Origin of the sequence: Burkholderia sp. HMSC10F09 (genome assembly GCF_001806955.1) — a bacterium.
Taxonomy (GTDB): Bacteria; Pseudomonadota; Gammaproteobacteria; order Burkholderiales; family Burkholderiaceae; genus Burkholderia; species Burkholderia multivorans.
On the sequence record NZ_KV786820.1, the window covers coordinates 1 to 12,713 of the forward strand.

At 63.7% G+C, this 12,713-nt stretch carries 11 protein-coding genes; 6 read left to right on the top strand and 5 right to left on the bottom strand.

Features of this window, described 5'->3' with window-relative positions; all coding sequences use genetic code 11:
- Positions 1-863 precede the first annotated feature (863 nt).
- Positions 864-3,149, top strand: coding sequence for an NACHT domain-containing protein (locus tag HMPREF3115_RS20565; protein ID WP_006408201.1), 2,286 nt, complete (start codon positions 864-866; stop codon positions 3,147-3,149).
- Between the two features lie 277 nt (positions 3,150-3,426).
- Here HMPREF3115_RS20565 and HMPREF3115_RS20570 read toward each other — a convergent pair whose 3' ends face one another.
- Entirely contained in the window at positions 3,427-4,230 is an 804-nt protein-coding gene (locus tag HMPREF3115_RS20570; protein WP_006408202.1) for an inositol monophosphatase family protein, read from the bottom strand.
- A 275-nt stretch (positions 4,231-4,505) separates the two neighbouring features.
- On the opposite strand from HMPREF3115_RS20570, the gene HMPREF3115_RS20575 reads away from it, so the two are divergent.
- Both HMPREF3115_RS20575 and cysE read left to right on the top strand, forming a co-directional pair.
- On the top strand, positions 4,506-5,330 hold the full coding sequence (locus HMPREF3115_RS20575) for an RNA methyltransferase (protein WP_070555809.1): 825 nt from the start codon (positions 4,506-4,508) through the stop codon (positions 5,328-5,330).
- Between the two features lie 176 nt (positions 5,331-5,506).
- Positions 5,507-6,280, top strand: a complete 774-nt coding sequence (gene cysE / locus HMPREF3115_RS20580; RefSeq protein ID WP_006408204.1) for a serine O-acetyltransferase — start codon at positions 5,507-5,509, stop codon at positions 6,278-6,280.
- Between the two features lie 34 nt (positions 6,281-6,314).
- Here cysE and HMPREF3115_RS20585 read toward each other — a convergent pair whose 3' ends face one another.
- From HMPREF3115_RS20585 to HMPREF3115_RS20600, 4 genes are all read right to left on the bottom strand, one after another.
- A complete protein-coding gene (locus tag HMPREF3115_RS20585; RefSeq protein ID WP_053297106.1) occupies positions 6,315-7,115 on the bottom strand; it encodes a UDP-2,3-diacylglucosamine diphosphatase in 801 nt (266 codons plus the stop codon).
- Positions 7,116-7,138: 23 nt separating this feature from the next.
- On the bottom strand, positions 7,139-7,630 hold the full coding sequence (locus HMPREF3115_RS20590; protein ID WP_006401897.1) for a peptidylprolyl isomerase: 492 nt from the start codon (positions 7,628-7,630) through the stop codon (positions 7,139-7,141).
- Between the two features lie 88 nt (positions 7,631-7,718).
- Positions 7,719-8,294 (bottom strand): peptidylprolyl isomerase, encoded by a 576-nt coding sequence (locus HMPREF3115_RS20595; protein WP_006408206.1) that lies wholly within the window; start codon positions 8,292-8,294, stop codon positions 7,719-7,721.
- A 41-nt stretch (positions 8,295-8,335) separates the two neighbouring features.
- Positions 8,336-9,058, bottom strand: a complete 723-nt coding sequence (locus HMPREF3115_RS20600; RefSeq protein ID WP_006408207.1) for a tetratricopeptide repeat protein — start codon at positions 9,056-9,058, stop codon at positions 8,336-8,338.
- A 233-nt stretch (positions 9,059-9,291) separates the two neighbouring features.
- Between HMPREF3115_RS20600 and cysS the strand changes: the two genes are divergently transcribed.
- The 3 genes from cysS to HMPREF3115_RS20615 all read left to right on the top strand — a co-directional run bounded on the left by cysS (position 9,292) and on the right by HMPREF3115_RS20615 (position 12,688).
- Positions 9,292-10,689 carry a cysteine--tRNA ligase gene (gene cysS, locus HMPREF3115_RS20605; RefSeq protein WP_053297108.1) on the top strand — a complete coding sequence of 466 codons (1,398 nt, stop codon included), beginning with the start codon at positions 9,292-9,294 and terminating at the stop codon, positions 10,687-10,689.
- A 43-nt stretch (positions 10,690-10,732) separates the two neighbouring features.
- The gene (locus tag HMPREF3115_RS20610) at positions 10,733-11,614 is read left to right on the top strand and encodes a DNA-3-methyladenine glycosylase family protein (protein WP_006408928.1); all 882 of its coding nucleotides are present in this window, start codon (positions 10,733-10,735) and stop codon (positions 11,612-11,614) included.
- 102 nt (positions 11,615-11,716) lie between these two features.
- Entirely contained in the window at positions 11,717-12,688 is a 972-nt protein-coding gene (locus tag HMPREF3115_RS20615; RefSeq protein WP_006408210.1) for an acetyl-CoA carboxylase carboxyltransferase subunit alpha, read from the top strand.
- Positions 12,689-12,713 lie beyond the last annotated feature (25 nt).

Below are 12,713 nucleotides of genomic sequence, written 5' to 3' on the forward strand. Positions count from 1 at the left end.
CCCCCATCCTCCGAGGCGAGACAGCGGTCCGCACTGCATTTCATGAGGTCCTCGAAGAAGATGCGTTGTCATTTTAGCTGGCGATGACCTGAAGAAATGCAAACGCAATTGCGTGATGGGGTTGCTCTTCTTGCCCTTTGCGTTTCAACTTCCGCCAGAATTCGCTGTCCTACCACGCCGCAAAAGCGCAAAGCAGTAGAACAACCGTAAATATGGAGCGTGACCGTTCGTGTAATGAACGTCTCTCCATGTGACGCATCTATGGCATCCCATGGTATGGAGATCGCAGGACATCGCAAGTTCAATGGAAAGCTAGGTCGTAGCCACAAGTGTTGAGGATAGAGTTCAACAGCCACGGTAAGCGCTGTCCATCTTATTCGGCACGGGACCCAGCGATAGGGCCCATTGGAGATTTGCCGTTCGTTTGAGGTGCCCCGGCTCGACGCGTACGACTCAAGATCCTTCCAGCCCGACAGCCACCGCACAGCCTCGAGCCAAGAACCAAAGAAAACAACCACAACGAAGATAAATCGGGCGGTATTGAGCATATTCCGTGGAGTTGGGATGCCGTCACCATGTGGGCCGGACGGGATTGCACGTAGTTCGCCATGTGGCCAGTTTGCGGCGCTCAGGGCCGGCGGCTGTCGGCCTTGAGCGGCCACTCGACAGTGAGATCAGGGTTGTCGCCAATGTCGGTCCCAGCATCAGGTCATTCGCTACTGGACGTCTAAAGAACGTCGTTCCCGGGCCGATAATCGACATATCGCCTTAAGTAATCTCCTACCCATGCCGACCGGCCTCCACGAAAGCCGCGGCGATTCAAAGCAATGCCCGCTACGGCACACATAAGAGAGGAATTGGACATGACCGCACGCCTCCCAGAGGACGAGACTGCCGGTGAGTTTGAGCAGCGAGGGGTTGAACTGGCGCGCGCGCTCCACGACCCATCCGGGGTCCAAGGTTCATTGATGATAAACGGGCGAGAACGTGATGGGGTATTTGTTTCCCACGAAGACATTAACGCCTATGAGTTCACACTCTTGCGTACCAAGGACAAGGCAGAGAAGGACGCAGCCAAGTTGGTGGAGCTTCTCAACCACCTCTCCAAAGATCCGGAAAATTCGATTAAGCCCGCGACCGGATGGTTCGTTACCCGGGAGGAGCCAACGGCCGACCAGCGGACAGCAGTCGCTACCATCGCGCGGAAGGCTGGCCGCCAAGTCCATGCGATCAGCATCGCTCAGATGTACAAGCGGATCTGCAACTCTGAGATGTATATTCAGGGGCGCGACAAAGCTCCGTTTGGAAGCGTTGCTTTTACACCAGAGGTATCTGGCAAGCCAGTTCGCGTGCCTGTTCGGTTAGTTGACTCCAACGGTGGGACTTTATCGACCGACGATGTCGCAAGAGCGCTAGCGAAGGGCCACCGAACCTTGATTGTTGGAGACTACGGGGCGGGAAAAAGTCATGCGTTGCGCGACATCTATTCATTCCTTCGCAAGGACCACTTCCGCCACGGTCATCTCAACCCCTTCCCGATTCACATCAATCTTCGAGATTGCGTGGGGTTAAGGACGCCCGCAGAAATCCTCCGCCGTCATGCCGAGGAGATTGGGTTTGACCACGCCAATGGCTTGATTTCCGCGTGGCGCGCAGGCCTGTGTGTACTGTTACTAGACGGTTTCGACGAGGTGCTGCCCACTAGATGGCTTGGGAGCGTAACAGACCTAAAGCGCGTTCGGTGGGAGGCTCTCGCTCCAATCCGCCGTCTTGTCGATGAAACTCCGGCTAGTGCCGGTGTGGTGGTAGCTGGCCGCTCCCATTACTTCTCTGGACAGGCGGAAATGACCGATGCGCTTGGATTCAAGTCTCGCGAAGTCTTGTCCATGGTCGATTTCGATGAGGAACAGCTCGCCGACTATCTGCGGCAATCCGGTGCGACTTGGACACTACCTGACTGGGTGCCTACGCGCCCCCTTCTTCTTGGCTACCTGGTCTCTCTGGGCAAAGATACTTCTGGAGCAATTGCGACGTCCGTGAGTCGCGAAAAAGGGTGGCGTGCATTCCTTGATGCCATTTGCGTACGTGAAGCGAAGATGTTCACTGCGGTACGCCCTGAGATCATTAGCCAAATTCTTTCACGTGTCGCTACGATTGCCCGAGGAGGCACATCGGCAATTGGACCAATTTCGACAGACCAGCTCCGCGCGGCCTTCGTCTCGGTAAATGGATTTCAACCCGACGAAGAAGGCATTCAAGTTCTTCTTCGGCTGCCAGGCCTTACAGCGTCGTTTGGTCCTGGCGGAGAGGAGATGCGCTCGTTCGCAGATGAAGACTTGGCGGAAACCGCCTATGGGCTCGATCTGGCGGCTTTCGTCCTCAACCCCTACGACGAAACAAACCCGCTTGCGAGCCCTGCGTCATGGGTGAATGCATCTTCTGGGTTGGGTGGGGAGGTTGCCGCAGGTCGCCTCCTGGCGGACTCCCAGTCAGTTGGCGTGGTGTCAGCAGCCATAACAAAACGTCAGAAAGCTGGGAAATTCGACGCCGTGCTTGCAGACCTGCTCACCGTAGTCGCAGCCATGCCCAGCAATGGGCTAAAGATAGAAGGGAATCTCCTCATCGCAGGCGTTGCGTTCGAAGAGCTCCAGGTCGCCGAGAACCCGCTGTATGGCGGTACGACTTTCCAAGACTGCCTCATCGAGCGCCTCGACATGAGTGGAATCGATGAAGATTCGCTAGTCCCACACTTTCAAGGTTGCGTCATTTCACACATGGAAGGACTCGCCGGTATTCCGGAGTGGCTCAAGTCCAACTTCGCAAACACCGAGGTTGAGCGCTTTAGCACTGCGGCCCAGACGACCGCCGGAATCATGCAACTCAAGATCGACCGCGAGTCGCGAATCGCATTGACCGTGCTAAAAAAGGTTTTCGTCCAACGTGGCTCCGCTCGACAAGAGGGGGCGCTCAGTCGCGGCCTTACCCCCACCGACCGAGCGTTCGTGCCAAGTGTTCTCGCAGAACTTGTATCGAAAGGGTGGATCCGCAAGGATGATTCCGGTGGCAATGTCCTCTATGTAGGATCCAAGAATCGGCGCAAGGAGGCCCTCCGCGCACTGGAGGCTCCTACCGAGTTCCGACTTCAATAGGCAGAGCCGGCGTCGGTTCGGGATGAGATACCGCTTGGAATGTAGTGGGACTGTCCGATGGCGGGAAGCCGTCGCGGTCCGCCTGAAATATCAATATCGGTATGGAAGCTGGCTGTACGAGAGCGAAAGTACTTCCCGCGCGGACCCAGACGCAAAACATATCGCCGGCAGCCCTTTGGCAGGCCTTACGGCCAGGCCACACTACATAGCCGCCAAAACCCCAACGGCCCGTGCCGCTCGAAGCGGAACACGGGCCGTCGCGACGCGGGCCGGCAGATTACTCCGCAGCTGCGCGCATGCGGCTGTAGCGGTTCAGGATCGGAATCATCTGCGCATAGATCTTCGGATTCGCGGCGACGATTTCATGGCGATGCAGGAAGTCCGAGTCGCCGAGGTAGTTGCCGACGAGGCCGCCCGCCTCGGTGATCAGCAGGCTGCCCGCCGCCATGTCCCACACGTTGATGCCCTGTTCGAAGAACGCGTCGAGGCGGCCGGCCGCGACGTTCGCAAGATCGAGCGCGGCAGCGCCCGGGCGACGCAGGCCCGTGCAGGCTTGCGTCATTTCGGTGAACAGGCGCGCGTACGCATCGAGACCGTCCTTTTCGCGGAACGGGAAGCCCGTGCCGACCAGCGCGTCCGACAGACGATCGCGGCGACCGACGCGGATGCGGCGATCGTTCAGATAGGCGCCGCGGCCGCGCGTGGCCGTGAACAGGTCGTTCTTGTTCGGATCGTAGACGACGGCCTGCGTGATCACGCCCTTGTGCTCGAGCGCGATCGACACGCAGTAGTACGGGAAGCCGTGGATGAAGTTCGTGGTGCCGTCGAGCGGATCGATGATCCAGCGGAATTCGGATTCGTTCTCCGATTCGCCCGATTCCTCCGCGAGCACCGCGTGGTCGGGGTAGGCGGTCTTCAGCGTCTCGATGATCGCGTCTTCGGCGGCCTTGTCCACTTCGGTGACGAAGTCGTTCTGCTGCTTCTTGCGGATCTCGATCAGATCGAGATCGAGGGACGCGCGGTTGATGATCTGCCCGGCGCGGCGCGCAGCCTTGACAGCGATATTGAGCATGGGATGCATGAGCCTGGATCCTGTAGCGGGCGGCAGATGCCGCCGGAAGTGGAACAACCGCCCGGACGGCACGAGCGTGCCGGGCGACATGAGACGCGAATTGACAAAGAGCGGTACGACCCGCGCCGCATCGACGGCGGCGCGTAACGGCATGATTTTACCCGATTTTCGCCGGTTCTATGAGAGCGGAATACGGGCAAACCCCACTGGCCGTTCGGCCAAGTGGGTTTGCCGCGCCGATGGCGATACCATACGGCCATTCTGACGAATCGAGTCGTATGGTAGTGGAAACCTTGCAGAACACCGCTGTGCCGCCCGCGTCCGGTGCGGCGCCGTCCCGGTCGCCGTCCGGCGGCTTCACGTCGACGCGCTTCGTGCTGGTCGAACCGAGTCATCCGGGCAACGTCGGCGCGGCCGCGCGCGCATTGAAGACGATGGGCTTTGCGCGCCTCGTGCTCGTCGCGCCGCGCGTGCCGCACGTGCAGAGCGACCCGGAGGCCATCGCGATGGCAAGCGGCGCCGACGACGTGCTCGCATCCGCGCATGTCGTGCCGACGCTCGGCGAGGCGCTGTCCGGCGTGCACTGGTCGATCGCGCTGACCGCGCGCACGCGCGAATACGGGCCGCCGCGCCTCGCGCCGCGCGCTGCCGCCGCCCATGCACGCACGCAGGTCGAGAGCGGCGACATCGCGCTCGTGTTCGGCAACGAGCGCACCGGGCTTGCGAACGAGCATGTCGAGCAGTGCAGTGCACTCGCGCATATTCCGGCGAATCCCGCATATAGCTCGCTGAACCTCGCGCAGGCGGTGCAGGTGCTCGCTTACGAGTTGCGCGTCGCATTTCTCGAGCAGGCGAGCGAGCCGGCGCAACAGCCGGCGGCCGATACGGGGGCGCTCGCGCAAAGCGACGAGATCGAACGGATGTATCTGCATCTCGAAAATGCGCTGATCGCGCTCGATTTCCTCGATCCGCGCAATCCCAAGAAGCTGATGCCGCGTCTGCGGCGCCTGTTTGCGCGCACGGGCCTCGAGCGCGAGGAAGTGAACATCCTGCGCGGCATCGCGAAGCACATCCTGCTGAAGTCGCGCACGCCGGACGGCGGCTCATAACCGCGTCGGCGCCGCCGGCGCAAATACCCGCGCCGCCGACGGGGAGAACGCGCGGCGTCGTGCGGGCGCGCGCGACTGGCCCTACAATCGCCGGACGTCATAAGCAAATGACCCGGCGCGATAACGGCCGGCCATCGCCGGCGTGGTGCGCCGGCATATTTCCGATCCGATCGATCATGTTCACGAAACTGCGCGAAGACGTTGCGACGATTCGCGAGCGGGATCCCGCCGCTCGCAGTGCCTGGGAAGTGCTGACCTGTTATCCGGGTCTGCATGCACTCGTGCTGCATCGTTTCGCGCATGCGTGTTGGCGCGCGAAGCGCTACTGGCTCGCACGCTTCGTCTCGCAGGTCGGGCGCTTCCTGACCGGCATCGAGATCCATCCGGGCGCGACGATCGGCCGCCGCGTGTTCATCGACCACGGCATGGGCGTCGTGATCGGCGAGACGGCGATCGTCGGCGACGACTGCACGATCTATCAGGGCGTGACGCTCGGCGGCACGTCGCTTACGCGCGGCGCGAAGCGTCATCCGACGCTCGAAGCAGGCGTGATCGTCGGTGCGGGCGCGAAGGTGCTCGGGGGCTTCACCGTCGGCGCGGGCGCGAAGATCGGTTCGAACGCGGTCGTCGTGAAGCCGGTGCCCGCGGGCGGCACCGCGGTCGGCAATCCGGCGCGCATCGTCATGCCGGCGCAACCGAAACCGCAGCCCGAGCGCGCCGCGTTCTGCGCCTACGGGATCACGCCGAATGCCGACGATCCGATGTCGCTCGCGATACACGGCCTCATCGATCATGCGGCGAAGGAGAGCCGGCGCGTCGACGAGATCGTCGCGGCGCTCGAGCGGCTCGGTACGCATCTGGAAACGTTGCAGGGTGCGGACGCCGCGCGCCTCGATCTGCGCCGCCTGTCGGCGGTGCTCGAAGGCAAGGCGGTCGAACGGCAGGCGTGACGCAGGCGGCGGGCGCCGGCCCGCCGATGCAATTTCAGTCGAGCGGCATCGGATGGATGCCGTCCGCGTCGACGCGCAGATAGCCGCCGCGCTGCGCGCCGTGATCGAGATCCCAGTCGGGCAGCACCCAGCGCACGCCGTCCGCTTCGACGTGGCGGGCAGGGCGGTGCGTATGGCCGTGAATCATCACCTTCGCGCGGCCCTTGCGGAACAGCGCGGCGACGCCTTCGCGCGTGACGTCGTAACGCGGCGACACGGGCCGCATGCGGCCGGCTTCGCTGTCCGCACGCATCCGCTGCGCGAGTGCGCGGCGCCAGCGAAACGGCCAGGCGAGGAACAGCCACTGCGCGACGCGATTGCGCGCGAAGCGGCGAAACAGCTGATAGCCGCGATCGGCGGTGCATTGCGCATCGCCGTGCGTCAGCACGATGCGCTGGCCGAATGCCATGATCAGCGAGGGGTCTGGCAGCAGCATCGCGCCGGCGGCCTTCATGAAGCGGCGCCCGAGCAGAAAGTCGCGGTTGCCGTGCATCACGTAGAGCGCGATGCCGCGCTCCGAAAACGTATGCATCAGCGCAGCCATGCGCGCGACGAACGGATCGTCGTCGAGCATGTCGTCGCCGATCCAGTATTCGAACAGATCGCCGAGGATGAATACCGAGTCGGCGCTGTCGGCGGTGTATTTCACGAAATGCTCGAACGCGGCGACCGTCTTCGGAATCGCGTCGCTCAAATGCAGATCGGACAGAAACAGGAACGGGCGTGCGGCGTGCGCGGTTTCGCGCTCGCCCGGCACGCCCGCGGAGACGCTTCGCGGCGGACTCTCCTGCAGCATCGAAGTGCCTCCGGTCCCGTGCGTCAGACGACGACGGCCTTCTCGATCACGACGTCGTCGGTCGGGACGTCCTGATGGAAGCCTGCGTTGCCGGTCTTCACGCCCTTGATCTTGTCGACGACGTCCTGGCCTTCGACGACCTTGCCGAACACGGCGTAGCCCCAGCCTTGCGGCGTCGGCGACGAGTGGTTCAGGAAGTCGTTGTCGTTCACGTTGATGAAGAACTGGGCGGTGGCCGAGTGCGGATCGTTGGTGCGCGCCATCGCGATCGTGTACTTGTCGTTCTTCAGCCCGTTGTTCGCCTCGTTGTCGATCGGCGCATCGGTCGGCTTCTGCTTCATACCCGGTTCGAAGCCGCCGCCCTGGATCATGAAGCCGTTGATCACGCGATGAAACACGGTGCCGTCGTAGTGGCCCTTCTTCACGTAGTTGAGGAAGTTCTCGACCGTCTTCGGTGCCTTCGCGGCGTCGAGCTCGAGCTTGATCACGCCGTGGTTCGTGTGCAGTTCAACCATGATGAATTCCTTCGATGAGGCGGTTTAAATGGCACGCGGCCGGTCGTGCGACGCGGCCGCGTGTGATGCCGGACGGACCGGCAGGGTTTTACTTCGAGACGATGCTCGCCGATTCGATCACGACCGGCTGCGCGGGCACGTCCTGCATCGGGCCGCGCGACGTCGTCGGTACGGCTTCGATCTTCTTCACGACGTCGAGACCCGACACGACCTTGCCGAACACCGCATAGCCGTTGCCGTCCGGATTCGGGTAGTCGAGGCCGCTGTTGTCGACCGTGTTGATGAAGAACTGCGCGGTCGCGGAATTGGGATCGCTCGTGCGGGCCATTGCAATCGTGCCGGTCAGGTTCTTCAGACCGTTGCGGCTTTCGAGCGGGATCGGCGCGCGCGTCGGCTTCTCGTCGAAGTTCGCCTTGTAGCCGCCGCCCTGGATCATGAAGCCCTTGATGACGCGATGAAAGATCGTGCCGTTGTACTGGCCGGCCTTCACGTAATCGAGGAAGTTCGCGACGGTCTTCGGCGCCTTCTCCGGATACAGTTCGACGCGGATGTCGCCCTGCGAGGTCTTCAGCTGCACGACGGGGTGCGCGGTGGCCGTTTGCGCGAACGCGGGCGCGGTCGCGAGAAGGGCGGCGCCGCCAAGCGCCAGCAACAGACGTTTCATTGCGATCCTCAGGTTGGAATGAAAGGAAGGGGCCGCGCCGCTTACTGCGACGGCGCGACGTACGGCGCCGCGAGTGCGCCCGACGGGCCGCTGAACTGGAACGTCGGCGACAGCGGCAGCGTCGTGGTGCTCACGTTCGCGGCGGCGCGATCGGTGTATTCGCGCGTGGACGGCACGACCGCGCGTGCGGCCGGCGCGGATTTCGGCGGCGATACGATTTTCTGGATGTCGGCGAGGCGCTGTGCCGTCGCGCCGCTCGTGCGGCCGAGCGATTGTGCGCGCTTGTACGATTCGGCTGCGAGGCGCAGGTACAGGTCGCCGAGATTCTCGTATGCGAGCGAATAGCCGGGGTTCGCTTGCGTCGCGGTGACGAGCGCGGCGCGCGCTTCGTCGTACCGGCCGTGCTTCGCATACAGCGCCGCGAGATTGTTGTACGGCTCCGGCAGTTCCGGATAGGCCTGCGTGATCGCGACGAACTGCTGGATCGCGTCGTCGTCGCGATTCAGGCGGGCGAGCACGGTGCCGCGCTTGAACTGCGCCTGCACGTCGTGCGGGTTCGCGGCGATCCGCGCATCGAGCTGCGCAAGCGCCTGCGTCCACTGCTTGCCGGCGATCGACGCGTCGATTTCGGGGGTGCCGTCGGCGGTCGCCGGGGCCTTTTGCGCGTGGGCGGCGGGCGCTGCGAACAGCGTCAGCGCGACGCCCATGACGGCGGTCGCAACGAGGGTCGCAGCGCTCGGCGCGCGGCCGCGATGAGGTTTCATAGGCGTAAATCGGAATGTTATACTCCGACCCATTCTAACAAAACGTCTGCGCGTTCCGCGCGAGCCGCAGACAGTCTTTCTTTGCCTCTCGTGGCCGTCACCGCTGTGCTTGCAGCCTGACCGCCCCATGTGATATCGAGGATGCCCGGCGTCGCACCGCAGCAGGGCCCGTCCGTTTCGCATGCAGGGCGAGTTTTGCCAGGGCGGTTTCCTTCGGCTCACGGTTCATCTCTATGGAATCACTGCGCATCTACAACACGCTCGCGCGTGACAAGCAAGTTTTCGTGCCGCGCCAGCCTGGCGAAGTGCGGATGTACGTATGCGGAATCACCGTGTACGACTATTGTCACGTGGGCCACGCGCGCATGCTGGTCGTGTTCGACCTCGTCCAGCGCTGGCTGCGCGCGATCGGCTACCGCGTCACGTACGTGCGCAACATCACCGACATCGACGACAAGATCATCCGCCGCGCGGTCGAGAACGGCGAGACGATCAAGTCGCTGACCGATCGCTTCATCGATGCGATGCACGAGGACGAAGACGCACTCGGCATCCAGCGGCCCGACATCGAGCCGCGCGCGACGCAGTTCATTCCGCAGATGCTCGGGATGATCGAGCGGCTGGAGGCGAACGGCTACGCCTATCAGGCGACCGACGGCGACGTCAATTATTCGGTGCGCAAGTTCGCGAACTACGGAAAGCTGTCGGGCAAGTCGCTCGACGATCTGCGCGCGGGCGAGCGTGTGGCCGCGAACGATGCCAAGGAAGACCCGCTCGACTTCGTGTTGTGGAAGCGCGCGAAGGCGGACGATCCGGAAGGCGCGTCGTGGGAATCGAAGTACGGAATGGGCCGGCCGGGCTGGCACATCGAGTGCTCCGCGATGGGCTGCACGTTGCTCGGCGAGCATTTCGACATTCACGGCGGCGGCCAGGATCTGCAGTTTCCGCACCACGAGAACGAGATCGCGCAGAGCGAAGGCGCGACCGGCCAGACGTTCGTCAACTACTGGCTGCACAACGGCTTCGTGCAGGTCGACAACGAGAAGATGTCGAAATCGCTCGGCAACTTCTTCACGATCCGCGAAGTGCTCGAGCGCTACGACGCCGAGGTGATGCGCTTTTTCATCGTGCGCACGCACTATCGTTCGCCGCTGAACTACAGCGACGTGCACCTCGACGATGCACGCGCGTCGCTCACGCGTTTGTATACGGCGTTGAAGGACGTCGAGCCCGATGCGCTCGCGCTCGACTGGAGTGAACCGCACGCGCAGCGTTTCGCGGCGGCGATGAACGACGACTTCAACACGCCGGTGGCGATCGCGACGCTGTTCGAGCTGGCGGGCGAAGTGAACCGCACGCGCGATGCGTCGCTCGCGCGGCAGTTGAAGCAGCTCGCGGGCCTGTTGGGCCTGCTCGGCCGCGAACCGCGCGCGTTCCTGCAGCAGGCGTCCGGCGCCGCGCAGGCGGGCGCGCTCTCGGCCGACGAGATCGAGGCGAAGATCGCCGCGCGTGCCGCGGCGAAACGCGCGAAGGACTATGCCGAAGCGGACCGGATTCGGGCGGAACTGCTCGACGCCGGCGTCGCACTTGAAGACAAACCGGGCGGATCGACCGAATGGCGTCGCGTATGAGCGCGGTGCGTTCCACTGACCGATCCGTCGGGTAGGAGGCAGGATGGCAACGGCCAGAAAAGCGCCGGTCAGGCGCGCGACTCCGGTCGCCGCGCGTCCGGCAGCCAGACGCGCGCCGGCAGCGAAGACCGACGCGGCGCGTGCCGTGCCGAACGGCGCGCTCAACGGTCATGTGCAGCCGGCGGCGAAGCACGCGCGTGCGAAGGGCGCGGAACCCGCGCAGCCGGATCACGCGATGCAGGCGGTCGACGCGACGCGCAAGGCGCGCGCGGCCGATGCGGCGGCCGACGGCGAGGATGACGTCGTCGTGCGTCCCGCATATTGGGACAAGGCGTGCGCCGATCTCGTCAAGCGCGACCGCATCCTGAAGAAGCTGATCCCGAAGTTCGGCCCCGCGCATCTGGTCAAGCGTGGCGATTCGTTCGTCACGCTCGCGCGCTCGGTCGTCGGGCAGCAGATCTCGGTGCCGTCGGCGCAGTCGCTGTGGGCGCGCATCCAGGCCGCGTGCCCGAAGCTCGCGCCGCAGCCGGTGATCCGTCTCGGGGCGGACAAGCTGATCGCCTGCGGGCTGTCGAAGCGCAAGACCGAATACATTCTGGATCTCGCGCAGCACTTCGTGTCGGGTGCGCTGCACGTCGACAAATGGACGTCGATGGAAGACGAGGCCGTGATCGCGGAACTCACGCAGATCCGCGGGATCAGCCGCTGGACGGCCGAGATGTTCCTGATCTTCAACCTGTCGCGGCCGGACGTGCTGCCGCTCGACGATCCGGGCCTGATCCGCGCGATCAGCGTCAATTACTTCAGCGGCGAGCCCGTCACGCGCAGCGAGGCGCGGGAAGTCGCGGCGAACTGGGAGCCGTGGCGCACCGTGGCCACCTGGTATATGTGGCGCAGCCTCGACGCGCTCGATGCCGGCGCGTGACGGCGGCTATCGGATTTTAAACATCAATAGTTGAGAGCCGGTTTTGCGTGTCGGCCGCGCGGGTAGAATACGCGCTGCCGCAAGACCCAAGGATTCGAACACATGAAGACCACGTTTCTGGATTTCGAACAGCCGATCGCCGAACTCGAGGCCAAGATCGAAGAGCTGCGATTCGTGCAGGACGACTCGGCTGTCGATATTTCGGAAGAAATCGAGCGGCTGTCGAAGAAAAGCCAGCAACTGACGAAGGACCTGTACGCGAACCTGACGCCGTGGCAGGTGTCGCAGATCGCGCGGCACCCGCAGCGCCCGTACACGCTCGATTACGTCGCGGAACTGTTTACCGATTTTCACGAGTTGCACGGCGACCGTGCGTTCGCGGACGATCTGTCGATCGTCGGTGGCCTGGCCCGCTTCGGCGGCCATCCCTGCATGGTGATCGGTCACCAGAAAGGGCGCGACACGAAGGAGCGCGCCGCGCGCAACTTCGGCATGCCGCGTCCGGAAGGCTATCGCAAGGCCGAGCGCCTGATGCGTCTGGCCGAGAAGTTCGGGCTGCCGATCTTCACGTTCGTCGATACGCCGGGTGCATATCCGGGCATCGGCGCGGAAGAGCGTGGCCAGTCGGAGGCGATCGGCCGCAATCTGTACGTGATGGCCGAATTGAAGACGCCGATCATTACGACGGTGATCGGCGAGGGCGGTTCGGGCGGTGCGCTCGCGATCGCGGTGGCCGATACCGTGATGATGCTGCAGTTCTCGACGTACTCGGTGATCTCGCCGGAAGGCTGCGCGTCGATTCTGTGGAAGAGTGCCGCCAAGGCGCCCGAAGCCGCGGAAGCGCTCGGGCTGACCGCGCATCGCCTGAAGGCGCTCGGCCTGATCGACAAGATCGTCAACGAGCCGCTCGGCGGCGCGCATCGCGATCCGAAGGGAATGGCCGCGCTGCTGCGCCGCGCGCTTGCCGATTCGCTGCGCCAGTTCCAGGGCATGAGCATCGACGCGCTGCGCGAGCGCCGCTTCGAACGCCTGATGGCGTACGGCAAGTTCAAGGAAACCACGCCGGGCGCATGACCGGCTGCGTACCCGTTGCGCGCGT

Excerpts from the sequence above, each read along its gene's own strand:
- HMPREF3115_RS20565 (WP_006408201.1), top strand. The coding sequence starts at position 864 with ATGACCGCACGCCTCCCAGAGGACGAGACTGCCGGTGAGTTTGAGCAG.
- HMPREF3115_RS20570 (WP_006408202.1), bottom strand. The coding sequence starts at position 4,230 with ATGCATCCCATGCTCAATATCGCTGTCAAGGCTGCGCGCCGCGCCGGG.
- cysE (WP_006408204.1), top strand. The coding sequence starts at position 5,507 with ATGTTCACGAAACTGCGCGAAGACGTTGCGACGATTCGCGAGCGGGAT.
- HMPREF3115_RS20585 (WP_053297106.1), bottom strand. The coding sequence starts at position 7,115 with ATGCTGCAGGAGAGTCCGCCGCGAAGCGTCTCCGCGGGCGTGCCGGGC.
- HMPREF3115_RS20590 (WP_006401897.1), bottom strand. The coding sequence starts at position 7,630 with ATGGTTGAACTGCACACGAACCACGGCGTGATCAAGCTCGAGCTCGAC.
- HMPREF3115_RS20595 (WP_006408206.1), bottom strand. The coding sequence starts at position 8,294 with ATGAAACGTCTGTTGCTGGCGCTTGGCGGCGCCGCCCTTCTCGCGACC.
- HMPREF3115_RS20600 (WP_006408207.1), bottom strand. The coding sequence starts at position 9,058 with ATGAAACCTCATCGCGGCCGCGCGCCGAGCGCTGCGACCCTCGTTGCG.
- cysS (WP_053297108.1), top strand. The coding sequence starts at position 9,292 with ATGGAATCACTGCGCATCTACAACACGCTCGCGCGTGACAAGCAAGTT.
- HMPREF3115_RS20610 (WP_006408928.1), top strand. The coding sequence starts at position 10,733 with ATGGCAACGGCCAGAAAAGCGCCGGTCAGGCGCGCGACTCCGGTCGCC.
- HMPREF3115_RS20615 (WP_006408210.1), top strand. The coding sequence starts at position 11,717 with ATGAAGACCACGTTTCTGGATTTCGAACAGCCGATCGCCGAACTCGAG.